The organism is Nitrospira sp. ND1 (genome assembly GCF_900170025.1).
GTDB lineage: Bacteria > Nitrospirota > Nitrospiria > Nitrospirales > Nitrospiraceae > Nitrospira_A.
The window spans coordinates 3039379-3065657 of record NZ_FWEX01000006.1 but is presented as its reverse complement, the minus strand read 5'-3'; the positions used below and the strand labels follow the sequence as shown (position 1 = coordinate 3065657).

At 58.8% G+C, this 26279-nt stretch carries 25 protein-coding genes; 9 read left to right on the top strand and 16 right to left on the bottom strand.

The annotated features are described in order from the left end of the window. Nucleotides 1-46 precede the first annotated feature (46 nt). The 6 genes from NSND_RS19120 to NSND_RS19095 all read right to left on the bottom strand — a co-directional run bounded on the left by NSND_RS19120 (nucleotide 47) and on the right by NSND_RS19095 (nucleotide 8573). Nucleotides 47-2212 carry an amylo-alpha-1,6-glucosidase gene (locus NSND_RS19120; RefSeq protein ID WP_080880938.1) on the bottom strand — a complete coding sequence of 722 codons (2166 nt, stop codon included), beginning with the start codon at nucleotides 2210-2212 and terminating at the stop codon, nucleotides 47-49. Nucleotides 2213-2363: 151 nt separating this feature from the next. Beyond that, the gene (locus NSND_RS19115) at nucleotides 2364-3689 is read right to left on the bottom strand and encodes an MFS transporter (RefSeq protein ID WP_235000314.1); all 1326 of its coding nucleotides are present in this window, start codon (nucleotides 3687-3689) and stop codon (nucleotides 2364-2366) included. 69 nt (nucleotides 3690-3758) lie between these two features. Further along, entirely contained in the window at nucleotides 3759-4763 is a 1005-nt protein-coding gene (locus NSND_RS19110; RefSeq protein ID WP_159450889.1) for a BON domain-containing protein, read from the bottom strand. A 234-nt stretch (nucleotides 4764-4997) separates the two neighbouring features. Then, a complete protein-coding gene (locus NSND_RS19105; protein ID WP_080880506.1) occupies nucleotides 4998-6278 on the bottom strand; it encodes an MFS transporter in 1281 nt (426 codons plus the stop codon). A gap of 33 nt (nucleotides 6279-6311) precedes the next feature. Continuing rightward, the gene (locus NSND_RS19100) at nucleotides 6312-7385 is read right to left on the bottom strand and encodes a glycosyltransferase family 4 protein (protein WP_080880505.1); all 1074 of its coding nucleotides are present in this window, start codon (nucleotides 7383-7385) and stop codon (nucleotides 6312-6314) included. A 786-nt stretch (nucleotides 7386-8171) separates the two neighbouring features. Continuing rightward, nucleotides 8172-8573 (bottom strand): hypothetical protein, encoded by a 402-nt coding sequence (locus tag NSND_RS19095; protein ID WP_143833629.1) that lies wholly within the window; start codon nucleotides 8571-8573, stop codon nucleotides 8172-8174. A gap of 105 nt (nucleotides 8574-8678) precedes the next feature. On the opposite strand from NSND_RS19095, the gene NSND_RS19090 reads away from it, so the two are divergent. The 8 genes from NSND_RS19090 to NSND_RS19055 all read left to right on the top strand — a co-directional run bounded on the left by NSND_RS19090 (nucleotide 8679) and on the right by NSND_RS19055 (nucleotide 15561). Beyond that, nucleotides 8679-10229, top strand: coding sequence for a TolC family protein (locus tag NSND_RS19090; protein ID WP_159450888.1), 1551 nt, complete (start codon nucleotides 8679-8681; stop codon nucleotides 10227-10229). Continuing rightward, complete coding sequence (locus tag NSND_RS19085; RefSeq protein WP_143833628.1) at nucleotides 10201-10920, top strand: CPBP family glutamic-type intramembrane protease; 720 nt, start codon at nucleotides 10201-10203, stop codon at nucleotides 10918-10920. Before NSND_RS19090 ends, NSND_RS19085 begins: the two co-directional genes overlap by 29 nt. A 90-nt stretch (nucleotides 10921-11010) precedes the next feature. Further along, nucleotides 11011-12030: a ribonuclease Z gene (locus tag NSND_RS19080; protein ID WP_080880501.1), complete on the top strand. Its 1020-nt coding sequence runs from the start codon at nucleotides 11011-11013 to the stop codon at nucleotides 12028-12030. A gap of 12 nt (nucleotides 12031-12042) precedes the next feature. Further along, nucleotides 12043-12381: a DUF3147 domain-containing protein gene (locus NSND_RS19075; protein ID WP_080880500.1), complete on the top strand. Its 339-nt coding sequence runs from the start codon at nucleotides 12043-12045 to the stop codon at nucleotides 12379-12381. Nucleotides 12382-12441: 60 nt separating this feature from the next. Further along, a complete protein-coding gene (locus NSND_RS19070; RefSeq protein ID WP_159450887.1) occupies nucleotides 12442-12708 on the top strand; it encodes a type II toxin-antitoxin system Phd/YefM family antitoxin in 267 nt (88 codons plus the stop codon). A gap of 25 nt (nucleotides 12709-12733) precedes the next feature. Then, nucleotides 12734-12958 carry a type II toxin-antitoxin system RelE family toxin gene (locus NSND_RS19065; RefSeq protein WP_080880498.1) on the top strand — a complete coding sequence of 75 codons (225 nt, stop codon included), beginning with the start codon at nucleotides 12734-12736 and terminating at the stop codon, nucleotides 12956-12958. Between the two features lie 723 nt (nucleotides 12959-13681). Next, nucleotides 13682-15118, top strand: a complete 1437-nt coding sequence (locus NSND_RS19060) for a tyrosinase family protein (protein ID WP_080880497.1) — start codon at nucleotides 13682-13684, stop codon at nucleotides 15116-15118. 2 nt (nucleotides 15119-15120) lie between these two features. Next, nucleotides 15121-15561 (top strand): hypothetical protein, encoded by a 441-nt coding sequence (locus NSND_RS19055; RefSeq protein WP_080880496.1) that lies wholly within the window; start codon nucleotides 15121-15123, stop codon nucleotides 15559-15561. 338 nt (nucleotides 15562-15899) lie between these two features. On the opposite strand, the gene NSND_RS19050 is transcribed toward NSND_RS19055, so the two are convergent. From NSND_RS19050 to NSND_RS19015, 8 genes are all read right to left on the bottom strand, one after another. Next, complete coding sequence (locus tag NSND_RS19050) at nucleotides 15900-16226, bottom strand: type II toxin-antitoxin system PemK/MazF family toxin (protein WP_080880495.1); 327 nt, start codon at nucleotides 16224-16226, stop codon at nucleotides 15900-15902. Beyond that, nucleotides 16223-16444 (bottom strand): antitoxin MazE family protein, encoded by a 222-nt coding sequence (locus NSND_RS19045; RefSeq protein ID WP_080880494.1) that lies wholly within the window; start codon nucleotides 16442-16444, stop codon nucleotides 16223-16225. Before NSND_RS19045 ends, NSND_RS19050 begins: the two co-directional genes overlap by 4 nt. A gap of 336 nt (nucleotides 16445-16780) precedes the next feature. Continuing rightward, nucleotides 16781-17011 carry a hypothetical protein gene (locus tag NSND_RS19040; protein ID WP_080880493.1) on the bottom strand — a complete coding sequence of 77 codons (231 nt, stop codon included), beginning with the start codon at nucleotides 17009-17011 and terminating at the stop codon, nucleotides 16781-16783. 202 nt (nucleotides 17012-17213) lie between these two features. Beyond that, nucleotides 17214-18005, bottom strand: a complete 792-nt coding sequence (locus tag NSND_RS19035; protein WP_080880492.1) for a hypothetical protein — start codon at nucleotides 18003-18005, stop codon at nucleotides 17214-17216. A gap of 31 nt (nucleotides 18006-18036) precedes the next feature. Continuing rightward, nucleotides 18037-18276 carry a hypothetical protein gene (locus tag NSND_RS19030; protein ID WP_080880491.1) on the bottom strand — a complete coding sequence of 80 codons (240 nt, stop codon included), beginning with the start codon at nucleotides 18274-18276 and terminating at the stop codon, nucleotides 18037-18039. Nucleotides 18277-18312: 36 nt separating this feature from the next. Then, nucleotides 18313-19569 carry a hypothetical protein gene (locus NSND_RS19025; protein ID WP_159450885.1) on the bottom strand — a complete coding sequence of 419 codons (1257 nt, stop codon included), beginning with the start codon at nucleotides 19567-19569 and terminating at the stop codon, nucleotides 18313-18315. Between the two features lie 187 nt (nucleotides 19570-19756). After that, a complete protein-coding gene (locus tag NSND_RS19020) occupies nucleotides 19757-20764 on the bottom strand; it encodes a helix-turn-helix transcriptional regulator (RefSeq protein WP_080880489.1) in 1008 nt (335 codons plus the stop codon). A gap of 3 nt (nucleotides 20765-20767) precedes the next feature. After that, complete coding sequence (locus NSND_RS19015) at nucleotides 20768-21577, bottom strand: arylamine N-acetyltransferase family protein (protein WP_080880488.1); 810 nt, start codon at nucleotides 21575-21577, stop codon at nucleotides 20768-20770. 143 nt (nucleotides 21578-21720) lie between these two features. Between NSND_RS19015 and uvrA the strand changes: the two genes are divergently transcribed. After that, a complete protein-coding gene (gene uvrA / locus NSND_RS19010; protein ID WP_080880487.1) occupies nucleotides 21721-24522 on the top strand; it encodes an excinuclease ABC subunit UvrA in 2802 nt (933 codons plus the stop codon). A gap of 315 nt (nucleotides 24523-24837) precedes the next feature. Here uvrA and NSND_RS19005 read toward each other — a convergent pair whose 3' ends face one another. After that, nucleotides 24838-25398 (bottom strand): YqgE/AlgH family protein, encoded by a 561-nt coding sequence (locus NSND_RS19005; RefSeq protein WP_080880486.1) that lies wholly within the window; start codon nucleotides 25396-25398, stop codon nucleotides 24838-24840. Between the two features lie 64 nt (nucleotides 25399-25462). After that, complete coding sequence (locus NSND_RS19000) at nucleotides 25463-26254, bottom strand: nitrilase-related carbon-nitrogen hydrolase (RefSeq protein WP_080880485.1); 792 nt, start codon at nucleotides 26252-26254, stop codon at nucleotides 25463-25465. Between the last annotated feature and the right edge of the window lie 25 nt (nucleotides 26255-26279).

The following is a 26279-nucleotide window of genomic DNA, read 5'->3' as shown; positions in this document are numbered from 1 at the left end:
ATCGAGCCGGCGCGCACGCCGCGGCCGAGCCTTCACGCAGGCGCCGTTACTTCACCGACACCACTTCGACTTTTCCGGCACGACGGATAACCGTGATACCCACATCGAGGTCATGGCGCCGAAGCAGTAAATCGACCGATGCGGTCCCCACCTTGAGGTTCTTGATCTGCATCTTGTCGATGAACTCCGGCAGGATGGGGTAATTGAACACCACTTTCTGCTCCGACGCGATAATCGATAAGCCAAGACAGGCCTGTAGCGCCATGAAGGCCGAGCCAGCCGCCCAGGCTTGAGGGTTACAGGCCACCGGATACCGCGTCAGGCCCTGGCCGGGCCGGCGTACGAATCCGCAGAAGAGTTCCGGCAAGCGATGAAAGTCGAGCACGAGACTGACCTCGAACATGCCGGTCATAATTTTTTCCACACCGGACTTGAGGCCGTACCGGGCTAGACCGACCGCAATCATGGCGTTGTCGTGCGGCCAGATCGATCCGTTGTGGTAGGACATCGGATTGTACCGGCGCTCCGAATCAGCGAGGGTCCGCACACCCCATCCGCTGAACAGTTCATCGGACATGAGCGTTTCCGCCACACGCCTGGCATGCTCATCGCTTGCGATCCCCGTATAGAGACAATGGCCGGCGTTGGAAGTCTTCACCTGACAGGGCCGTTTCTGGCCATCCAGGGCAAGCGCATAGGTTGACGATTCCTCGCACCAGAATGCCTCTTCGAAACGTTCCTTGAGCGACCGCGCCTGACGCCGAAGCTGACTGGCACGATCGATATAGCCGAGCGCATCTGCCAGCTTCGACGCCTGCACTTTGGCGTCGTACACATACCCTTGTACTTCACACAAGGCGATCGGTCCTTCAGCCAGCGAACCGTCCTCGTGCGAAATCGAATCATGGGAATCTTTCCAGCCTTGATTGTCCAACCCGGTGGGTGATTTCCGTACATATTCTACAAACCCGTCACGGTCGGGATCGCCGAAGGTGTCCATCCAGGTCAGCGCCGCTTCCAGGTTGGCCCATATCGACTGGATAAACGCCAGATCGGCCGTCCGTTCGTAATAAGCGCCGGCCAGCATCACAAACAGCGGCGTGGAATCGACACTGCCGTAGTAGAGGCCGAAGGGAATCTCGTTCAACGCCGCCATCTCACCCTTGCGGGTCTCGTGGAGGATCTTCCCCGGCTCGGCATCCTGACCAGGGTTCACCTCTTTGGCCTGCGTCGATGCCAGATAGGCCAGGACGCCGCGCGCCAATTCCGGCCTGATCCATAGACACTCGAGCGCCGTGATGACCCCGTCCCGGCCGAAGGGTGTGCTGAACCAGGGCACGCCGGCATAGGGATAGGGGCCCTCATTCGTGTCGGTGACCATCATACGGACATCCAACACCGAGCGATTCCACCATTCATTGAATTGGGCGTTGGATGTCTGAATCGTGCAATCCTCGGTCTGCTCCGCACCAAAGGCCAGGCCCGCTTCGGCCATTGCCGCATCGTATGCCAACAGGGGCCGATGGCTGTCCCCCACATCGCACGCCACCATCACCGCCACCGTCGTTTCCCCCTTCGGGTCGAGTTCAATATCGAAGGTGGCTTGTGAGGCCGTGATCTCCAGCGGCTCCGGAGAAAACTGAATCCGCGCCTCCCGGGTCACCTCATCGAGGCCTTCGTAGCTCAACACCAGCAGGTCCTTCCGCAGCACATTCGGCAGCATCCGCCCCTTCCGCTCACGCTTTTTTCCGCGCACCTCGAAGATATCCGCAAAGTCGGCCTCAAACCGGATGGACAACGTCATCTTCACTGGCGCCAGACTGTAGTTGGACAGTCGGAAGCGTTCGTAACTCACCCCGTTCCAAAGGAAGCGCGACCGGAATACGTGCACACTCCCGCGCGGAATTGCGATCCGGCCGTCCCGATACAAGTCCGGATTCGTGAGGTCCACGGCCAGCAAGGCATTGTCCTCCTTGACCGTTGAGCTGAGCAGCATCGGCCGGTCATTATTCAGAAACAACTCCTGGCGCGACAAAAACCGCGTTCCCTGGTGAAAGACACCCTGGGTTCCCCGGCCCACCGGCTGAATATCCCCATATCGATCGTAGACGCCGAACGTCTCCCCATGCTTGAGCACGCGCGTGCGATCGTCCGCCATCGATGAACTGGCCAGGATATAGAACTGATCATTGACACTGATAATTTCTTCCACGTCTTCCTCCGCTGCTTCCAGAATCACCGACGCGACGAGTGACGACCGACATCACGACGCCCTCGTCCCGTTTTTTCGCCTACTCAAGCTGCGCCTCGTCCGGCTCCCCTTCCAGAGAGGGCCGATCCCCTCGACCTCCCGCTGAATGCTATTAATGACTCGTGGGCTGTGTGACCATGACCACAGACTGCGACTCCTCCTCAGAAGGAACAGTCGCCCCCGCCCAATTGGTCTGCACCCAGCGCGCCACCCGCATCGAAACCAGCGCCGACAGGAATAACCCCACACCGATCCCGAACACGCTGGGACGCTCGCCGAAATCCTGCGTCACCCAGCCGAAAATCGTCATGCCGGCAATGGCGGAGGTCATCGCGCCAAGATTATAAATCGCCAGCACCCGCCCCAGCAGCGATGCCGGGGCAATCTCCTGCAACACGCCCCAGGCCACCGGCGTGAGCGTCCCGGCCCCCATCCCGATGATGACCATGAGTGCCGCCGCGATCAACCGATTCGACGTCACAATTAAACCGAGCAGCGCCAGGCCGCTGATGAAGCTGGAGAGCGCCATCAACTGGATCCGCTTAGGCAACGACCAGGCCGACAGGGACACGAGCCCCAGCGACACCAGTAACAACCCGATGCCGAATGCCGACCAGAGGTACCCGACCTCGATAGGGCCGAGGTCCAGCAACTTCTTGCCGAACACCGGAAAGAGCGTGCTGAAGGCGCTCGTGGCGAAGGTATACATGGACGCCGCTCCGATGAGCATCAAAATGACCCGTTGGCGATGGAGCACATAGTGGAAGCCATCGAGCACATCGCTGAAGGTTCCCGCCAGGGAGCCGCCGCCGGCCGGCTGAGACTCGGCCCGTGGAAAGCGAATGAACGCAAAACAGGCGGCAGAAATGACATAGCTGACCGCATTCACACAGAGCACTTCCTGAGAACTCATGGTCGCGATCCCGACGCCACTCAGCGCCGGCCCGACGATGATCCCGATGCTGGTCGTCGTCTGCAGCAGCGCATTGGCGGCGGTGAATTCGTGGCGGGAGACCAGCGACGGAATGGCGGCAGTCAATGCCGGACCAAACACCGCGGAGGCGACCGCATGGACGAACACCATGAGATACAGCCGCTCGATACTGAACGAGTCTACCGGCAACAAACAGGGCAGCACGCCTAACACCAGCGCGCGAATCAGGTCGCTGCTGATCAGCAAGAGTTTCTTGGGAACGCGATCGACGATGACGCCGATGAAAGGACCGAACAGAATGGGCGGCAGGGTCTGCAACAGCCCGATCATGGTGGTCTTGAGAGGAGAACCTGTGATGGAGTAGACGAACCAGAGCAACGCGAGCTTCGACACACCATCGCCGACTTGCGAGACCATCTGGCCCCACCAGACGAGCGTGAAGTCGCGCGTCAGCAGATGCGGCGACCACTTCACGTTGGGGCGTCCCGTTCCTCCTCCGTTCACGTGCCGTGGCTCCATGGTGTCAGCAGACTGCGTGTCGGACCTCCTGTACCCCTGTCGTCACAACCGTTCCTATTCTCCGGCCACCAAACGCACGGCGTCGGTATTCACGGCGCGCACGCCCGGAACTTGTCGGGCGGCTTGCGCCGCTTCGAGTACGATGATCTGGAACCGCGTCGCCCCGTTCAGGGTGACGATGCCGTCCTCAGTTTTCACATCGAACTTGACCGATTGCAAGGTTTTGCTCTTCTCGAACCGTTCTTTCACCAATTGCGTGATGATTTTGTCGCGTTCCGCGAAGAGCCCATGGGCCGCGTCCTGTTCAACTTTGAGTCGATTCTCGACAGCGTGCACGCCGTCGAGACACCGCACGATGTCCGTCGCCGCGCGCTTATCCGATTCCTGCGACACCTTTCCGAGCAGGACAAGATCCTTGTCCTTGGCATCGACCTCGATGTCATAAGGAAACAGGTGCGGATCCGCCATGAGCGCCAGCTTGGCCGTCACCATCGACGAACGTATCGGTTTCTTACCTTCCGGCTCCGCCGCTTTGGGGCGCTCTCCTGCACCGGGCTCTCCCGGCGGTGCCTGCGTCTCCGCCGCCGGTTTCACCTCTGCCGCATGGGGCACCGTTGGACAGGGATGTTCAGCCGCCGCATCAGGCTCTTTTGCTTTAGACTCCGGCTCCTTGGACTTCGGCTCTACCTCTTTGACCTTGTGTTCGGATTCCTTGGCCTTCGCCGCTGGCTCCTTCGCTTTCGGCTCCGGCTCCTTGGCCTTGGTCTCCGGTTCCTTTGCTTTCGACTCCGGCTCCTTGGGTTTCGCCTCCGCCTCTTTGGGCTTTTCAGGAGGCTTGGCATCTGATTCCTTGGGTTTCGAGTCAGCCTCCTTCGCTTTCGGCTCCGGCTCCTTCGGCTTTGTATCGGGATCCTTCGGTCGTTGCACCGGCGGGGTTTCAGACTTTCCCTCAGGCGTCGATTCCGCCAACGCAGTTCCATTCACATTCCCCACTCCCGACGCTGCTAACAGCGCCAGGACACCTGTCACGTAGACGGTTCGAATCACCCGCATAGGCATGTGCCCCTCATGTATTGAATGAAACCGAGACTGCGAAGCCGATCGCCGAGAGCCCGTCTTCACCATCGTCTCGGAAAACGAAACATCCCCGGAAGCAAAGACATACGTGACGGAAGAGCAGAAAGCAACACCGACAATGCCTTGCTAGACAGCCGGCGCAAGGGCAAGAAAAAACCTGCAAGCGCCGCCTGGATGACCTGCAGGCCTACAAAAACCGGATGTAAAGGGAGAGTATTACGCAACAGCCGGACTCACCACGTGGCCACGGCGGCTTACCTGCACCGTGACCATCGCAGTGAGCAAGAGGAGCAGTCCGATCCCGATGAGGCTTACAGCTGGACCTAGCGTATCAGCGGCCCATCCGAACCCAGCCATCCCGACCATGGCGGAGGCCATCCCGCCGACGCTGAACGTGGTGAACACACGTCCCAGCAAATGTTCCGGAGTGACTTCCTGGAGCATCGCCCATACGACCGGGTAGAAGAGAGACGTACTTCCGCCGATGATGACGATCAGCAAGAACGTGCTGAACAGCACCGGTGTCTGAATTAATCCCAACGCACAGACCGCAATACCGCCGATCGCCAGAGAACGACCGATCTTGCCGATGCGATCCTGGAAGGTACCCTGGGGCGTCCGCGCCAGCCAAATGGAGGCTGCCAGCATCCCGATACCCAAGGCCGACCACAACCAGCCCAGTTCCATGGGGCCGACTTGCAACAACTCCTTCGCCACCACCGGAAGAAGGAATACGAAGGCGCTGATCGCCAGGTTGTAGAGCACGGCGGTAATCATCAACGCGAATACCACCCGATGCTGGAGGAACACGAAGCGGAATCCGACCATCATATCCTGCATGACGGGTGTCGCCAACACATCGAGCCCCTTCACCGTCCGGCTGTCCCGCACACGAATCGGCAGGAGAAAGAGCGCGGACACCAAAAAGGTCGCAGCATCCACATAGAGCACATTCTGAGCGCCGATCAACGCGATGCCCAATCCGCTCATGGCCGGTCCCAGCAAGACGCCGATGTTGGTGGTGCTCTGGAGAAACGCATTCGCCGTCGTCAGTTGCGACCGCTGAACGATCAGCGGGACCGCAGACGCCAGAGCGGGCCCGAACACCGTTGAGACGATGGAGATGAGGAAGACCAACACATACAACCGCTCAAGCGTCAGCATGTCGAAGGTATAGAAGAGCGGTATCAGGAGCACCATCAGTGCTCGCAAGAAATCGACCACGATCATGACCGTCTTCTTGGGGAGGTAGTCCAGATAGACGCCGATCAGCGGACCGAACAACAGGGGGGGAATGGTCTGTAACAACCCGATGGCGGTCATCTTGAGCGCCGACCCGGTCATTTCATACACGAACCAGAGAAGCGCCACCTTGTTCAAACCGTCACCGATCTGAGAGACGACCTGGCCGGCCCAGAGACAGCCGAAATCACGGGTGCCTAATAACCGCCACCCGTCGACGTTCGACTCAGGGGTAGATTGCGACTCAGCTGCCATGCTTGTCCTTCCGCGAGGTTAATGTCGCGCTGACTAGAGGTTCGAAGCGTGCTGCTGCCCGGACTTGCCAGGGAGCGCAGCGGCATCAGTGATTAGCTGCTGGTAGATCTTTACGTAGTCGGTCGTCATCCGCTGGGCAGTGAATCGCTCGTCAAACATCTGCCGGCACCGATTGCGATCGATCGTGCCGAGCTTGTCGACCTGACTCACCATTTCGTCGAGGTTTTCGCTGATGAAGCCGGTGACACCGTGACCGATAATTTCCGGGATGGATCCCCGTCGGTAGGCAAGGACCGGTGTGCCGCATGCAAGACTTTCGATCAACACGAGGCCGAAGGGTTCCGGCCAATCGTAGGGGCAGATCAGGCCGATGGCGTTCCCGATAAAATCGCTCTTCTCCGCATCGGTAATCTCTCCCACAAACTCGATCAAGGGATGGTCGAGGAGAGGCTCGACGACCCGCTCGAAATAGGCCCGGTCCGCCGGGTCGACCTTCGCCGCCATCTTCATAGGTATTCCGACACGTTTAGCCAGTTCGATCGCTTGATCCGGACATTTTTCCGGCGAGACCCGCCCCAGGAACGCCAAGTACTTACCCGGTTCAGGATGGAATTTATAGAGGTCGTGCGGCAGGCCGTGATAGACGGTGTTTTGCCAATTGCACCAAGGCAACGGCCGACGCTGCGAATCAGAAATGGAGACCAGCGGCAGCTCCGCAAAGTCACGGAAGACCGGCACGAGTTCGGGCAAATCCAACCGGCCATGGAGCGTCGTCACGACGGGCACCCGACATCGGCGAGAGAGAGAAAAGGCCAGAAAGTCGAGATGTGAGTGAATCAGATCGAACTGGTCGGCGGAAGCGAAGACCTGTTCCATCATCTGAATGAGCGGGGCTTCGCGGTTGAAGATCCCGGTGTTCAAACGCAGGGCCTGCTGGCAGGGGGCCTCCAGCTTTGCCCGCGTGACCGAATCACCGCTGGCGAACAGCGTCACCTGGTGGCCTTGACGGACGAGTTCTTCCGTCAGGTAGGAGACGATGCGTTCCGTGCCTCCGTACAACTTTGGAGGGACGCTCTCCCACAGCGGCGATACCTGGGCAATCCTCATAAGGACAATCTCCTTTAGTCTTGAACGGTCAGCGGCCGGTGCCGGAAACGGCGTCGAATATTACACCACGCCCACCACCATCTGCCGCATTCTTTCTGTTCTGCCTATCCGATTCAATTGACATCTTTGACACGGGCTGATTGTTTTTGTCGTCTTGATGCCGATGGAGTGAACGCTCGCGATGACCGGAGGGCAAAGCAAGCGTTGTACCGCCACGTGCCTCAGGAGTGAGGCTCACGCAAACAAGCATTCAAAACAATTATTAATCAATAACTTAGCATAACCACCGCAACATTTCATCTGGACATCGATGGATTTGTGGGCTGTGGATTCTGTTGATAATTCAGATCTCGACCCGAATCGGCTGTGACAGGCTTGCGTCGACAAACCAAACCGCCACAGAGATTTCCTGCTTCGCGCTCAGAAAATGTCCTCCGTCCGATTCCCGCTACTTCGACGAAGCCTTGCGCACGCATCCAGTACGACAGACGCGGGGCGCCACAAAGAAGAAAACCTTCGTTCAGGGAAATATTGAGTATCGAAAGGCGAGACCATCCGCCGCAGGGGATGATCCGCCAACGCGGCCGAGCGGGTGATCCAACATGCTGCTCAGCCCGGACTATTCATGAGTGCCGTCGCGAGGCATCCAGAACGGAAGCCCGCCAAGGCTGCTCGCACGTCAGGCCGACACAGGCGTACTTGCTGTTTGTCGAGGAGGCCGAACGAGAACAGCCTCGCCGGGCGACAGGATCGGACGCCGAAGCAGGTATTTATGAATAGTCCGGACTAGGGAATGAGGTCGTCGAGCAGACCCGACTGAACGGGAGAAAGCGGCCCCGCCTCACGCGGGACGGGAGGAAAGACCACGGGCGATCCAGCTTGATTCGCACCCTGAATCAGCCCCACCGAGAGTTGCGGACCGAGCGTCATCAGGGCGCCGCTCCAGGCCTGCCCGGTCGCCGGATTGCGGAAGTTATACGATTCGAAGTTATTCCCGAAGTTATATATGTACCCTTGCGTCCCCTGGTTATCGATATAGAGGTTTCCCGGCCCCACCAGACCAAACAGCGGCGCGACCCCTCCCCCCAGACCTCGTACACTCGAGACGGATTGCGCCGCTGCCGGGGAAGTCAGCAGCAGCGTCAGACCAGCCACCGACAGGATCCTGTTCGCGCGATTCGCAGCCACCGACACGCTCCTCAGCATGGACACTGACTTCTGTTTATGGTACCACGCCAGCATCATTTTGAATTCAGTATGGCCCAACGCAGACCTCGCATCAAGGAGTTTGTTATGACGAATGCAATCCTCCGGGGGTGCCTTTTCATCGGGGGCGCAGCGGCGCTCCTCCTCTGGACGGCACCCGATTCCTTCGGCCTGGAAGTGAACAAGCCGGTCCCGACGGAACGCCGGGAGGCCATGTCGCTCGCCGACGCCGTCCTGAAAGCCTTGCAGAACAATCTCGATATCAGTATCGGTCGCCAAACGAGAGAGAGCCGCCTGGCCGACATCGTGATCGAGCAGGCGAAATTCGATCCGACCGTCAGTTTGAACGGGCAATACAACCGTCAGGTCTCACCGCTCAACCGGCCGATCCTGGGATTCACCGGGGCAAACCTGCAGGAGATCACCAAATTCGACCAGAACTCCCACTCGCTCACCGCCGACATCACACAGAATCTTCCGACCGGCGCCAACTACGATTTGAACTACAGTCCCCAACGCAGCTACGTGAGCGGCCCCAACACCTTCCTCTTCAACCCGGCCTGGACCGGCGGACTCGCCTTGACGGTCACCCAACCGTTGTTGAAGAACTTCGGAACCGACATCAACAAGACGTTCATCTCGATCGCGCAGAACAATGCCACGGTCGAGCAACATGTCTTTCTCGACCGTGTGCTCACCGTCATTGCCAGCGTCGAACAGACATTTTGGGAGATGGTGTTCGCGAATGAAAATCTCAAAGTTGCGCAAGCGGCGCTCAAGGCGGCGGAAGAACTGCTGGCCAGCAATCGCGCCAAAGCCAAAGCCGGGGTCATGTCGATCGTCGATGTGCTGCAGGCCGAAGCCGCCGTCGCCTCGCGAGTCGAGCAGATCCTCGTCGCGGAAAAATCGATTCGCGATCAGGAGGACCAGTTGCGCCGCCTCCTGAACCCCGTCGAGGAGGAACTCCGGCAGGACTTGCGCCTGATCCCCACCGATCCACCTGTCACATCACTGGAGGCGATCAGCTTGCAAGAAGCCATCGATATCGCCATGGAGCGCCGGCCGGAGGTGTTACAGGCAAGCAAGAATGTGGAGAGCAGCGACCTGAATGTGAAGTTCGCCAAGAACCAACTCCTCCCGACCCTGTCCGTTCAGGGCACGATGGGACTGTCGGGACTCGGCGCAGACTACGGCGATGCCACGAGACGGAATTTAGGCGGTGACTTCTACAACTACGGCGCGGGCCTGGTCCTCAGTTACCCCATCGGGAACCGGTCGGCGTACAGCACCTACAACAAACGGCAATTGGAATCCCGTAACGCCCAGTCGTCGCTCCAGAGCGTTCGCCAGCAGGTGATCGTCGGTGTCCGGGAAGCGGTCCGTCGCGTCCACACCGATTTCAAGCGCATCGAAACCACCCGCTCCGCCCGTATCATGGCCGAGAAACAACTACAGGCCGAACAGGAACGGCTGAAGGTCGGCCTCAGTACGACGCGCTTCGTGCTCGACTTTCAGCGCGACCTGGCCACCGCCCAAGGCAACGAGCTTCGAGCGGTGTTGGATTACAACAAGTCGCTGTCGAATCTGGCCCGTAACAAGGCCACCACCCTTGAGCGATACAGTCTGCGGCTCGACTAACCTGTCCATGATCAAGCCTGACGACGCGTCCTCGACTCATGCGACTCAGGCCGGCGAACGGGGAGCAGCCCTCGTGCTGCTCCCCCTGACTGCCACAATCCTGTTTTACAGCTCACCGACCACACTCCAACAACACAACCTCTTTCAGTTTCTCCCCCAGGCCTGTGCCTATGCCGCCTTCATGGCCTGGAGCACGATCAATGGATCCGTCGCCCGTCGAATCGGGCTCGCTCGCCCGCTTGTCCCGCAGGGCCTCCGTTGGGGCCTGCTCACCGGCCTGACACTCGGACCGATCAATGTGCTGGTCATCCTCTACCTCGTTCCCATTCTTGGGGGAGACTACAGATTTCTCGCCGATACCCCGCACGCCAAAATTCCCCTGCTGATCATGGTGCCCTGGCTCATCCTGCTCATCGCCACCATGGTCGAGTTGAACTTTCGCGGCTTTCTCCTGGGGCGGCTCCTCGCCCTTGGGCTCCCAGCTCCGATTGCCGTGCCGGCGAGCGCCCTGCTGTTTGCGTTCGATCCCTTTCTGGTGGCAACCTTTCAACATCTGCATTGGATTGCCGTCTGGGACGGCTTGGTGTGGGGTACCCTATGGGTCATGCTCAGAAACCTCTACGCGCCGATCGTGGCCCACGCCGTCGAAGTCATCGTCCTCTACAGTGTCATGCGAGCGATATTGACCTAATATTGCCCTTACCGGGCGGCCGGAAGAACCTAAAGTAACCGTTGCACTCATAATGGATTCACCGCTCCTGACAAAGTAATACAGCACTCCATGAACCCTTCCTTCTCAGGTCACCTCGTCAATGATGTCTTCGGCGATCCCGGCCTGTTCGTGGAAGTGCGCTGGTCCAAACGCGCTTTCCTCTTCGATCTGGGCCACAACGATGCGCTCGGGCCAACCCGCCTGCTGCGCGCCGGCGACATCTTCATCTCGCACACCCACATGGACCACTTTATCGGGTTCGATGCGCTGCTCCGCGTCGCCCTCGGGCGCGGCAAGACTCTGCGGCTCCACGGACCGCCCGGCCTCATCGCCAATGTTCAAGGAAAACTTCATGGCTACACCTGGAACCTCGTGGATGGGTATCCGCTCACCATCACCGTGCAGGAATTCCACGAACAGACAATCCGGCGCGCCACCTTCCTCGCAACCGACGGATTCCAGCGCCACGACGCTCCGGAGGGAGCCCCCATCAATCGGCAAGCCGGCCATCGTTTTTCCGTGCTCGCAGATCCCATGTTCACGGTCGAAGCGGTCGCACTCAATCACCGCATTCCTTCCCTGGCCTACTCGCTGCAGGAACAGTTTCATGTGAACGTCAACAAGGAGCGGCTGCACGAAGTCGGGCTGCCGGTGGGCTATTGGCTGAAGGAAGTGAAACAGTATCTCTGGCAGGGCAAGTCGGACGACTTTCGGTTTCAGGCGACGCTCTACCATGAACATCACAAGGAGGAACGCGAGTTTGTCCTGGGCGAGGTCCGTGAGCGATTCATCACCATCAGCCGCGGCCAGAAACTCGCCTACGTGGTGGACGCGCGATACGACGAAGAAAATGAAGCCAAGATCGTGGAGCTTGCGCAAGGCGCCGACATCTTTTACTGTGAGGCCCCCTACCTGGATCAGGATGCGGACAAGGCGAGGGATCGCTACCACCTCACCGCGCGCCAGGCCGGAGTCATGGCGAAGAAAGCCGGTGTGCGCGAGCTGGTCGTGTTCCACTTCTCCCCGCGCTACACGGGACTAGGCCACCGGATCGAGGCGGAAGCGCAACAGGCATTTCGAGGCAGCTGAAGGAGGTCGCGGATGGGCGAGTGGGCGAAGTACGGATTGTACTTCTTGTTGGGCGGCACCATTGTCAGCATCTCAACCTATCTGGGATCGCAAGGCCGGTCGTTTCTCGCCGCCTTCGCCAGTACCTTTCCGGCGATGACCGGCGCGACGTTCATCCTCATCTATCTCAACGGCGGCAGCGAACACCTCGTGACCTACGCCAAGAACCTGCTCTGGTTTGTGCCGCCCTGGCTCGTCTACGTCGGCTGCATGATCTACGGCGTGGAGCGCGTCGGCTTCTGGCTCTCCATGGCCGGCTCCATGGTCCTCTACATGTGCTGCGTGGGGCTGGTAAAGCTGCTGGCGCGGTAGGGCTGATACCTTGTCGGACGAGACACAATTGTGTACACGCCACATCAACGAGGCATGACGATGACAAAAACCATGTCGCTCAAGCAGGCCCGGTCCAGATTCTCCTCCTTGGTGGACAATGCCGATCGTTTGTCCGAGCGGGTAATCGTGACAAAAAATGGAACTCCTAAAGCGGTGGTCATGGGGGCGGAAGAATTTGAAACCTGGGTTGAAACATTGGAGCTGCTCTCAAATCCCCAAGCGGTCAAAGCTCTTGAGCAAGGGCTGAAAGAAGCGAAGGCAGGGAAGCTTCGGTCGTTCAAGGACGTGTTCGACGAAAAGCCGTGAGACAGGCGAGACTCACCCTCAAGCCATCAAGGATGTGGCCTCCTTCGACGCTGGAACTCGGGACACAATCAAAGACGCCATCTGCCACCTCGCCGAACATCCCCTCGACGGCAAACCGCTCAAAGAAAAGTTTCAGAAAGATACAGTCTGGTCCTACCGAGTCTGGCCCTATCGGATCCTCTACCGGAATACCGGCGTCGAGTGGTTGGATATCCTCTCAATTGAGCATCGCAAGGATGTCTATCGCTAGGCCGTCTTCACTCCAGGCAAGATGCTATCTCAGATCGTAGTCTTTCCGGTGAAGTTGCGGCGCGGTAGAGTAGCTCGGGCGAGCCGCTGCATTTCGACATTTCATTCCGGGTCCTGTATACGTCGGCTCCCCAATCTCAGGTAATGATTCCTTTGCCAGCGGATTTCACCTATTCAGATGTGGAATCCCGGTAATCGACACATCCGGCGATCCAGAATGGAGATTCAGCGTACCCCTCTTTCCTTCGAGGTCGAATCTGCCATAAGTCGGACTTGGCTCACCTGAAGTTTCAGAACCTTCCAGTCCATTGCCAAAAAGTTGTAGCGCAGACGGTAGGTCCGCCAGCTGAGGTCGCAACGATAATTTCTGGATGGACCAGATCCATTAACCCCGGATGCCACAGCTAGGAGAGAGAAAACAGCGCTGTTTTTCCTTTACCGAGATCGCTAGAAGAATGAGAGTTTGCAAAAATCGCATCGGGCGAAAAATTCCACCGCAGCTGTATCTATTCGGGCGGCACCGTATCCCATTGGATACGAACACCTACGGGATTGACAGGGAATCCTTCGACGCCAGGCCGAGAATCCGCGCATCTCTCGCAACCGGGGGCCGCATCCGCTCATGGCATGGATATTGATCACTCGTTGCCCCATCCAACCATGGCGTCGCGCTCGGGACGGCGCGGAGCTTTCCTAGCCGAAGCCACACACAAGGAGGTAGGTCATGTCGAATCTGGACGACCGCATGTGGGCGACCATGCCGTCGCGGAGGTCATTTCTTCAGCGGATGGGATTGGGTGTCGGGGCGCTAGGCGCGGGCCTGTTCGGCGGCCTGGCGTTGCCGGAATCGGTGCTGGCCGTGTGCGAACCTCCAGGCAATCCCGGGACACCGAAACCATGGCGCAAGGACTGTCGAATGATCCTCCCGCGCCGCCCCGCCAGCACCCTGAGTGCGGCGGAGATCACACAACTCAAGGATGCCTATAAGGCCATGCGCGCGCTCGATACCAGCGCCCCGAACGACCCGCGCGGATTCCTGCGGCAGGCCAACGTCCATTGCTGGTACTGCGGCGCCGGCACTCAGGTCCATTTCACCTGGCAATTCTTCGCCTGGCACCGCGCCTATCTCTACTTTCACGAACGGATCCTCGGGAAGCTGATCGGCGACATGAATTTCCGCCTTCCCTACTGGGACTGGGACACACCGAGCCACCGCAAGCTGCCCGGCGCCTACAGCGATCCGAACGACAACAGCAACCCACTGTGGAACGGGACCCGCAGCATGGACCCGACGGAGGAAATCCCGGAAGAAGATGTCGGGGAAGACGTCATGGAGGCTGCCCTCACGGCGGACACCTTCACAGAGTTCGGCGGTACGGCGAGCGGCAGCGGCATTCCTGAGGGGACACCCCACGGTGCGGTCCACGTCGACGTCGGCGGCGACATGGGCTTCTTCGATTCAGCCGGGAAAGATCCCGTCTTCTACGCGCATCATGCCAACGTGGACAAGATGTGGTCGGACTGGAACAAGGCCTCGTCCATCCACACGAACCCGACGGCAACGGCCTTCTTGAACCTGACATGGAATTTCTACGATGAAAATAAAGTGTGGCGGTCGATCAAGGCCTCACAGGTCCTGAACCACGACACTCAATTGCGTTATACCTATGGGCCGTCGAAGTTCTTGGAGCAGCTCCCCTGCCTCCTCGATTGGTTCCCCATCAAGACCGATTGGCGGGTCAGCCAGACCCTGAAGTTTGCCGGACAGACGCGTGCTAAGATGATGAAAGTCGTTGAACAGGGAGGCCGCGCGAGACTGCACCTGAACGAGCTCGCCGTTCCCACGGATAAGAGCGCTGTGTATCGACTCTATGCGACTCCCGAAGCGGCGAAAGCCGATGAAGGCCCCGGTAGCAAGGGCTATCTCGGTACCGTGCCGGTGGTGTTGAACGATCGGGAGCGTCGGCATGTGTCGAAGAACGCACGAAACATCGCCGTTAGGCTCTCCACCGCCAAACTCGAAGCCCTGAGCGGTACCCTCGGTCCGGTCCGCTTGGCCCTGGTCGAGCGCGGAGTTAAACCTGAGGCCCGAAAAGTCATCCCGGTACGGGCGAAGGACGTCTTGCTGTCCGTCGCAGAAGTGGAACGCGAGGAACGGTAACCATGGGACTTATCTCCTGGCTCGCGAGCGTCATGATCCTGGCTGCACTGGCGGTTCATGCGGAGGAAGGACCGCACCGGTTCTCCGTCGACTTACCGACCGGGTGGCAACAGGCCTCCCACGTCCGATTGGTGCTGGAGGGCTTGACGGTCGCAGGGGGACAACCGTTCAAGCTGCGAGCGGCTGCAATCATCGAAGGAGCGGATCCGGTCATGTTGGGCTCGGCGGGCATCGTGGGGGACCGGTCGGTGGGATCGGCTCCGCGACGCCTGCCGACCCTGCTGATCGATGTGACGCGCCCCCTCGGCTCGTTGGCCGACCGCCTGGTCACGCAACCAGCCATCACGATCCGCATCGAAGCGGTCGATGGCCGCAATGTGCGGATGGGAGGGCTCGACTGGTCGGCGCAATCAGTCCGGCTGGAAAGAGGCGGGCGCAACTAGCAGAACTGTCGCCGCACAGGCTCAGGGCAGGATGATCGCCTGATCGGCATGACCCCACCGCCTGGGTGAGAAAATCATTCCTGACACCATTTCGTCAGGCGGAGAAGGCAAGAAGTTGGCGCTGACGGCGTGCACGCGGAAACTGCTCACGATTCTAAATGTCATGGTGCAACGTCGAACCTGGTAGCGTGATTCAGTCAGTCAGCCTACTTGATCTTCAAGAAGTTCCCTGACCCCAGACAGTGTGAAGAGTCCGCAGGCGGTGGAATCGTCCTGCCTGAAAGCACACCAAGCAGCGAAGCCTTCAAGACCGGCAACCACCAGTTGGGAAGCGAAGGTTAGACGATCCCGAGAAATACGGCCAGGGAGCGGTCGACGCGGGCCATCGCTTCATGATCGAGCGAGCCGATCCGGGCACCAATTGCGTCATGAGGAACGGTCACGATCTTATCGATCATAATCTGCGAGGGCTGCTTCAGGCCATTTTTCGGCGAAGGCTCAACGGCAAGGCGAAACAGCGGCGCATCAAGAAATTCAGTCGTCAGGAGGCAGATCGTCACGCTCCCAAGCGCAGAGAAGAGATTGGATTGCAGGACAAGGGCAGGCCGCGGTTTTCCGCTATAGTGGCCCTTGGCAGCGACCGCAACAAGATCGCCGCGCTTCATCCATTGTCCCAATCAGCGATCTCTGAGATGAAGTCAAGAACAGGCCTTTCCTGCGCGGACCGTGCCACAAGGCGCGCCTGCCTGCGACATTCAGTTGCAAACCCGGCAGCACGGGTGTCCGGAACCCAGATCTGCACCGGCCGCAAACCCTTTTGGCGCAACCGGCTCCGGTATCGGCTCTGCTTCTCTTTCGAGCTCAGATGTGTCTCGGAGGGCATAGGATTTTCTCCCTCTGCTGTCTTCTGATCACACGTTACCACATGCCTTCGTAACATGTTACCAAATTCTTCTGCGGCATGCCGTGGATGGAAATGTACGCCTACTCGAACTGTGCACGGGTGAAGGAGGAACGTCGGGACATCCTCAGGGACAGCAAAGAGCGCGAGCTGATCTATGGCTTATGATGTGGAGCTGAACAAGACGGCAAGTATGGAGCGATGCCTGGCGCGCATCAGCGAAGAGTATGCCGACAAGCGTGAACATTCTCTACGAGAATCAAACGCAGCAGGATGCCATTGGCATGTGAGAAAATCATTCCTGGCACGGTAGCCCCATCAACAACCGTGGGGGTCGACCGAGGCGGCCCACAGTTCCTCCAATTGCCGGCATCGCTCAATGCCCTCCATCGTTGGAAGCATTTCCATCAATAGTTCCGGTGTGAGATCGGCCAGCTCGCTCGAATCAGACCCATCGTCCATGGAAATTCGCTTCTTCATATCGTCGATGAAGCTATCATCAATGACAAATTGCTGGCCGCGCCAGTTGGTGTAAATATATCTGTCCATCAAAGAACCTCCTATCATAGCGTTGTGCACTCATGTCGATTGGCCGTCCCGAACGCGAGGTTTCCGAGCTCATATCGCGGCCGTTCCCGACTTCCGGTAGCGGATAAGCATTAAGAATGAATCAGGGAAGTCTACGACAGAAGCGTGACAGAAAAGGTCACATCAGGGTAGGGACATACGTGTGGCTGAAACCCTTAGAAAGTCAGCCGTATCTATTCGCATTTTTACATCTGAGTGGGTTCGAATCGAACAGGGGAAGCGTTCTGCACGCCTGGCTGAACCAGTCGGCGCCGAGATCAAACCAACTCGGATGAGGAACACCTATGATGCGAACCAAGCGTTCCAAACCCGGCAATGGATTCTGAATTTTCGCCGCCTCAAACCAGCGGATGTAAAAATTTCTGGTTCCATTCGGCATCTTAAATGCCTCCTCGCAAAAATCACCGACGGCTAGACATTTCTCACTCTTCAATCGATCGAACGAGCTATCCAGTCCGTGCCCAAGGCAAATGATGTATTTCGGCTGAACTTTCAAAAACAAGAGCTGATGGACTTGCCAGCAGACATGCTCAAGGCTGGTACCCTTTGGCAAGTGATCTCCCTTTCTAGTCCTCTCAAAAATGGCATTGGCAGAAAACACATTCCTCACATCAGGCTCGCCCAAGCAATTCGTGCAAAAGCTCCTCACCCTTTTTTGATGCCTAGAGTTTCCAGGGTTCTCATACTTGGGATCTGACTTCTTTTTCCCCCAGTCCACATCCTTATACTCTGACCACTCCTCGGGCTCTCTCCTCCGCCAGTCAGTCAAAGACTTTTCAATTGTCTCTTCTTTCATAATACCTGGGTCACCACCAGGGTTGAGCCCCATCAAATAAAAATCACCCTTTCTCATTGCCTGACGACCGGTGTAGAAAATCGATCCTGATCTATGTAAGTAGTCAGCTAACTCTTTCCTAATGTCCAGCAATAACCTATTCATCTCACTTTCAGTCATGAACAACTCCTCCAACAATAGAGTTTTACACTCACGGCCTCACCCCGCAGCGTAGTAGCACGGTCGTGCGCAATTTGTCGATGGCATTTGAACGCGCCATGGGGTCGTCGATCCGAGTCACCCGCTCGAACTCCGGCCTCGCCTCATCGAACTCCTTGCGGCAACTGATCTGCTCCTGAATGACCTGCGCCAGGGATTTGTTCAGAGTCACCTGCATCAGCGCGTCTGCCGGAACCAACACCTGCAACATGAGCAGCACCAGCCATTCCATGACAACATTCCCTCCTAGACCTCACGCCTCCAGCCACTAAAGAAACGGGATAGCCTGACTCATTGCCTCGCGTACCGCCTGGGGGCCGCTCGCTTGCAGCAGTTCCATCAGGCCACCCTTGTACGGCACGGACATCACGCGAATGTGCCGCGTCTCACGTTCAAGTACTTCAATGACGCGCAAGGCCTTCACCGACCTTCGCCCTTTGGGGTCGACGCAACAAATCAAGTCTCGGCCGAGAGACAGCAGCACCCGAAGACGAATTGGATCGGTCACGCAGTCGAACAGATAGACCGCATTCTCAATACCGGCATTGTGCAAGGCGACGACCTCCCAAGGTGTCTCCGTAATCAACACTCTCTGGTGCCGGTTGAAATCCTGAGGCCAGGCGGGATGGAGAAAGATGAGTCTGCGCAGCCGCCGCTCCGAAACGGCCAAGGTGTCCTGCGTCCATCCTGCCTGCAGAGAGTCCTGCCGCGAGGTGAGCCTGTGTTTCATGAATCCCCAGCTACGCCCTGTCTGATCACCAATTGGAATGAGCAGGTGGCCGCCGCCATATCGATCGACCAGATTTTCCTCACCCTCTTCATTCACGCGAACCGTTTGCAAGAGCCTGGGAATCGCATACCCTACCGCCACCAAGTGGCGGCCTAAGAGGTCGTCCGGCTCAGCCGGCGCATAGCCAAGCCGAAACCCTTCGATCGTGGACGGCGCGATCCCTTGTTCGGCCAGGCACTCCCTGGCCACTGCCCCTTCCGGACTTTCGCACAGCGAGGCATGGTAGAAGCGCGCCGCTTCCGCCAGCATTCTGTGCGCATATTCGTTTTCCCCACGACGGCCCTTGAGCAACCCGTCGTTCAACAGTGCTTCAAGGCGCGCCGCCGCTCCCTCATGCGGCAGTCCTTCAGCTTTGGCATACAACTCAATCGCGGATCCCTCCGCATTGCACCACTTGCACGTGAAGGATTCCGCTCCCACGCGAAAACCGGCCTCGCCACAAAAGAGACAATGGGAACTTCCCCGGATCAAATTGATTTCAGCCGAAGCAGGCATGTTGAACGTCGGGGCCACATACGCGACGACCTCCACACAATCCAGGTCATCTTTGAGATTTTCGAACCATTCCAGATCCAGGAACGATTGTTCGTGCTGTGAGAGGACACGCTCCGGAGATGGGTCTTGCCCCTGCCGCGACTCCACGGCCGCACCGCTGGCCAGCTGCTCAAACCGTGGCGCGAAGACACCCAACCCGAATGTCGCAGCGAACTTGAACAGATTCCGCCTCGTCAGCATGACAATCCTCCCGGAAGGTCGACGAGAGGACATTACCTTGCAGGCGTGACAGAAAATGTCACGCAGCGGGTGAGGCAGGAGCAGACCGCTACTGGGACCGGACTGGGTCGAGTGGCAACTCTTTGGAGGTTCGCGGGCAGGTTGCGGTGCCCATATCGGCATCCGGCGATGAATTCGTACAGGAAACCTAGCCATAGCGGCTTAGAGCACAACTGAGCTGCCACTTCACGGTCTCAACGAGCACTTGAGGTTCCAACACCTTGGCCTGCTGCCCCCAAGAGAGCACCCAGGCAGCCAGTTCCTCCATGCCACCGATGGTCATGGTAACGATAATGGAGCCGTCCTGCTGAGCTTCATTCTGCTGACTGGGATGCCAGCGGCGCTCACGGATCAAATAGGACACCTCGGCGGTGAACCGAATTCGAACGAGCTGAGCCGGTTCTTCAATCAGGCCAAAGACTCGCTCATAGTTCATGTCGAGCTTCAAATCACTCGGGATATCGAAGGACTGGTCAGCGACATCGAGGGCCACAATGCGCTCGACAGCAAACAGCCGAACAGCCTGCGCACGATGTGAGAAGCCCAGCACATAGAGACCGAATTGGTGGAATAGTAACCGGTAGGGATCCACGGAATGTTCGGCCGGTTCTTCATAGCCCGGCCTGATGTGGTGCAGAGTCACCGTCCGCTGGAGCAGCAACGCTTTCTCCAGTTTTGCCAAGACCTCCCCATGGCGGGAATAGTCACGAACCGGTGCCTGGCGCGGAAGAAACACATCGTTGATGCGAGCAAGATGGTTCGTCACCTTGTGAGGCAAGGCGCTCTCCACCTTCCCAATCAATGCCTCCAGGTTCTCGACCAGGGGCGTACCCTTAAGATAGCCTATATGACTTTTCGCGCCATGCAGCGCCATGAGCTCATAGGGCGTCACGGCAATCTGCGGCAGGCCCTTGTATCCCAGAGGCAGGTGCCAGGTCTTTTCGCCATCGCCGTCCGACTGTTCCAACGGGTGCCCCGCCTCCTGCATGCCGTCGAGGTCGCGATAGACCTGCCGCACCGATATCCCAAGTTCCTGAGCAAGGTCCCTGACCGACACTGCACGGGTGGACAACACTCGAAGCATTCGCGCAAAGCGGTCCGCCTGACTGTAGGCCTTAGGTCGCCTCCCCATTTTCGGCTTTATGCGGTCGGCCATCGACTATGCCTCCTCGTTGTCCTCACCAACAATGCCCGGCAGTTCCTTGAAATCCCCCTTGACCACTAAGTTAAAGTAATCGTTGAGCAGCAATCGGTACTCGCGCATATCACGCGAGCGGATCTGGCGTGTCTTCTCGCCGGTTCGAATCTTCAGCTCCATCCCTGACAAAGTATTCCTCCCCTCCGGGGTCGGCATCGTGCAGATGCGCTGCTGCGTGAAAATGGAGTCCGGCGAGTGCGAGTGATAGTAGTTCGCGAACAGATAATCCACCGGCAGGCAGGGATCGAGCCCGAAGGAATAGAGATCCGCCCAGGCGCCATCACGTTCGCCTTGCAGCAGATACTCGCCTCGTTCGCCGGTCACCAGCCTGAAGCACTCACGCCCCTGCTGCCTTTCTTCCCCAACGGCCAGCGTCAAAGGTTCAAGTAATCCTTGACCTCCGAACCCAACGTCCACGATCCATACGCTCGTACCCATCTTGACCATCAACAGCTGGTGACTTCGCGGTCTCACACCCTCCGCCCCGGAACAGACCCGGGCAGCCAGCCTCGTGACGGCAATGCCTAACGCCTCCAGCAGCAGCGCAAACAGTCCGTTCAGTTCGAAACAGTAGCCGCCCCGTCGCTCGACGACGATCTTGCGAAACAGATCGGCCGGGGCCAGCGAAATCGACCGTCCAAGATGAATATCCAGATTTTCAAACGGCACGGTCATCACGTGGGCCCGGTGCAAACCCTGCAGAGTTTCCAGGGACGGGATCAACGGCCCTTCATACTTGATGCGCGCGAGATACGCGTCACGATCGAACATGCACCCTCCTCATTCAGGCGGCCATTATACGAAGTCACGGCAAAGGATCACAGACAGCCTCATCCGCCTCGCATGGACCTCGTTGCGGTCGCCTCCTGCACTTGCTACGATGCTCGGTCATTCTTCGAGAGGAGCGCTCCGCCGTGGCATCCCGTACGCCCCCGCATCGACCAGCCGACGACTTGATCGTCGAAGGCGCGCGCCAGAACAATCTCAAGAACATCTCCCTGCGGATCCCTCACAACCGGGTCACCGCCATCACCGGGCTATCCGGATCCGGCAAATCGTCCCTGGCCTTCGACACGCTCTTCGCAGAAGGACAGTGGCGCTATGTGGAATCGCTCTCGACCTACGCGCGGATGTTTCTCGACAAGGTGAACCGGCCCGACGTCGATCGGATCACCAACATCCGCCCCGCGATCGCGATCGAACAGAAAAATCCGATCCGCACCGCTCGTTCGACCGTCGGCACCGCCACCGAGCTCGCGGACCTGCTGCGTTTGCTGTTCGCGAAAATCGGCAAACCCGTTTGCCCGGATTGTAAACAAGAGGCGCGTGGTTACCATCCGGGGTTGGTCGCCGAGGAACTGCTGGCACGATTCCCCGACGCGCGGGCTATGGTGCTCTTTCCCCTCAAGGATCTCGGCCCGGGCCACGACCGCTCGCTGCTCGACTCACTTCTGAAACGGGGATTCACCCGGCTGCGATGCGGCGAGGAACTCCTGGATCTTCACGAACAGGCCGTGCTTCCGGAGACCCGCGAGTCGGGCATCCAGGTCGTGCTGGATCGACTCGTCCTCAGGCCGGATAACCGCCACCGGTTGATCGAGGCCATCGAGGTGGCGTTTCAGGAAGCCGAGGGCACCTGCCAGGTCCTGGTGATCGGACAGGGGCTCCGGACCTACAGCACACACTTTCGCTGTCAGGGATGCGGGCGAACCTTCGAACCGTTGCGCCCGCTGCTGTTCTCCTTCAACCACCCACTCGGAGCCTGCCCGGAGTGCAAAGGGTTCGGCAATATCCTGCAATACGACAAGGATCTGGTCATCCCCGACCGCAGCAAATCGCTCGCCGGCGGCGTCATCGAGCCCTGGAGCAAGCCGGGCTCGGACTGGTGGCAGAAGCAAATATTGCTGGCGATGAAAAAACAGGGTGTGGATTTGACGGCCCCGTTTCAAGAGCATCCCGAAGAGGTGCAACAGCTGATCTGGGAAGGGAGCGATCACGTTGAAGGAGTCCGGCAATACTTCGACTATCTGGAAACCAAACGCTACAAGCTGCATGTGCGGGTGCTGCTCAGCCGCTACCGCAGTCCCGCCACCTGCCCGACCTGTCACGGCAGCCGCCTGAAGCCGGCCGCCCGGTTCGTCAAACTGGCAGGACAGGACATCGTGGAAATCGGTGAGCTCACCATTGAAGCGGCAGCCGCCTGGTTTGAGCGCTTAGCCCTGCCCGCCTTCGACGCGGAGGTCGCCAAGGATATTCTGCGCCAACTGCACGCGAAGCTGAACTTTCTGCTGCGCGTAGGATTGAGCTACCTCACCCTGTCGCGGCAGACAAAAACCCTCTCCGGCGGAGAAGCGCAACGGATCGCGTTGGCCAACCAGCTCGGCTCTCGCCTTGTGGGCACACTCTACGTATTGGATGAGCCGACGATCGGCCTGCATGCCCGTGACACGGATACCCTGGCCGGGATCCTTCGCGATCTCGCCAATCATGGCAACACCGTGGTCGTGGTCGAGCACGATCCGTCGATAATTCAGGCCGCCGATCACATTGTCGAAATGGGACCCGGTTCAGGCGAGCAGGGCGGACACATCGTCTGTTCGGCGCCGCGCGACCAATTCCTCGCCGATCCGGCCTCGCTCACCGCCCGGTACCTGCGCGGGGAGAACCGCATTCCCCTGCCGAAGATCCGACGCTCGGGCAACGGCAAGGTCCTGAGCATCGCCGGCGCGGCCGAGCACAACCTCAAGAATCTCGTGGTCCGCATTCCGCTCCACATGCTGGTCTGCGTCACCGGCGTCTCGGGATCTGGCAAAAGCACCCTCATCGAAAAGACGCTGTACCGTGCCGCCGCCCGCGCCTTTCGCATCGAGTCGCTCCCGATGGGAAAGTTTCAGGCCATCAAGGGACTCGAACATGTGAAAGGCGTGCGGCTCATCGACCAACAACCGATCGGCCGGACGCCGCGCTCCAACCCCATCACCTACCTGAAGGCATTCGACGAGGTCCGCACTCTGTTCGCCTCCGAGCGGGAGGCGCTGCGCCGGGGCCTGACACCCGGGCATTTCTCCTTCAATTCCGCCGATGGACGCTGCGAGCGCTGCGAAGGAAACGGGTACGAAAAGCTGGAGATGTATTTCTTCGAAGACATCTACGCCACCTGCGAACAGTGCGATGGCAAGCGCTTCAAGCCAGAGGTGCTGAGCATCCGGTACCGGGGCAAAACGATCCACGATGTGCTGAACCTCACCGTGACAGATGCGCAGGCCTTCTTCTCGGGATCGCCGAAACTGACCGAAAAACTCTACCTGCTGTCCTCGATTGGATTGGGCTATCTGCGGCTGGGCCAAGCGGCCACCACGCTGTCAGGAGGGGAAGCACAACGGCTGAAGATCGCCGCCGAACTGAAAGATCCGTCCGCCCACAACCTGCTCTACATCCTCGATGAGCCGACCACCGGCCTGCACCTGGACGACATCAAGAAGCTGCTGACCGTTCTGCACAAGCTAGTAGACGCCGGGAATACCCTCATCGTCGTCGAACACAATCTGGATGTCATCAAGACCGCCGATTGGGTGATCGACCTCGGACCGGAAGGAGGCGAGGCCGGCGGAGAGATCGTCGCGGAAGGACGCCCGGAGCAGGTCGCAAAAGTCGCGCAGTCTCATACGGGGAAATTTCTCGCGAAGGTGTTGGGCGGAGCCCCCCGCCCCTCGTGAAACGTGAAGCGTATCTCGTCCGATGCCATGGTGCAATAGCTCGATCGTCAAGGTCGTACGAGACACAACGACGCTTAACGATTGAGACTATCTTCAACGAGGTAGTCCCCGTTATTCGTGGCGGTTCGTTACGAAATCGCAGAAACGCCAAGCGAGACGGGCGCGTGGAGCCGTAAGGGAAGGAGGCATCCTGAACTGGATGTTGACTGACCGCACAGCGAGCCCGCCCGCCTGGTCGCGAACAATTGGCGACCAGGCTTGTCGCAGCGGCGTAGCTGCGGTTGCAGTAGAACCCGCCATGATAATGGGAGCTGCCTAGTTGCTGGTGGGATCGAACGGCATATCCGCATAATGGCGGGAGGTGTCGTCCAGCGAGAGGAAGATATCCGACCAAATGCGGGTCGGTTCTTTTTCAAACACAATCGAGGGATCGGCAGGCAACGTGATCCAGGAACCAACCTGCATTTCCGACTCCAGCTGGCCGGGCCCCCAGCCCGAATACCCCAGGTACGCTCGAAACGATTCCTGCCCGGGCTGCTCCATGAGGATCCGTTCCATAATCTCTAAGTCGCCGCCCAGACAGACACCGTCAAACACCTGGTGTGAATTTTCGGGCGTCTGATTGATGCGATAGAGCATCATCACCTGATTGGTTTGAACGGGGCCGCCGGAATACAACACATGCGGTTGGCCTTCCAGGATCGGCACCTGCGGAAGCGCCTCAGAGATGGACATGGCGGTCGGACGGTTGACGATCACACCCAGCGCCCCTTCCGGCCCATGCTCGCACAGGAGCACCACCGTCTGCCGGAAGTTGGGATCGTTCAACGCCGGCGCGGCCACGAGGAGAATGCCTTTACCGAGTGGAATTGACATGGTTCATCCTACCTGGTGCTCGTAAGTGACGCAAGTTGAGTCATGAAACGTATACGACGCGGGATTAGTCGCCATACAAGGCTGGGCGCCGGTCGCGCAGGAGATCGTTGTAGTCATTGAGTGCTTTGATCCTGGCCTCGGCGGGGTCGATCTCGACGATCGTCAGGTCCTCGGTTTCACGCGGTGCGCGATGCAGGATCCGGCCGCGTGGACTGACGACTTCGCTCATGCCGATAAACGTCAGCCGGTCCTTTCCTCCGCGCGCTTCGCTACCGATCCGATTCGCCGTCACGCTGAAGACTCGATTTTCCAAACAGCGGGTCACCATGGAATCAGGACAATGTGGCAGCACCAGGTTCGACGGATGCGCGATGATATCCGCGCCCTGCAACGCCAGCGTGCGGGCGGATTCCGGATAATACCAGTCGAAGCAGATCATCACGCCGACTTTGGCCATGCCGATATCCCACACGTGAAACCCGCTGTCGCCCGGAGTAAACCAGAGCGTCTCCTCGAAAAAGAGATGCGTTTTCCGATAGCAGCCGATGAATCCCTTGGGTCCGACCACGACCGCCGAATTAAAACAGTGCCGTCCGTCCCGCTCCGGCAACCCGGCTACGATGGTCATCCCACGGCGTGCAGCAATTTCCACAAGCCGTTTCGTGGTCGCCCCGTCCGGCACCGGCTCCGCCAGCCGAAAAACCTCTTCCTGCGACACAAACTGATAACCCGACGCGCACAATTCAGGCAACACAAGAAGGTCGGCCTCCGCCTCTTCAAGTCGAGCCGTGATGAGGTCGAGATTGTGCGCGACCTCGCCGAAGACCGGATCAAATTGGAGATACCCGACCCGCATGATGTCGCCTTTCTACTCAAAGAAA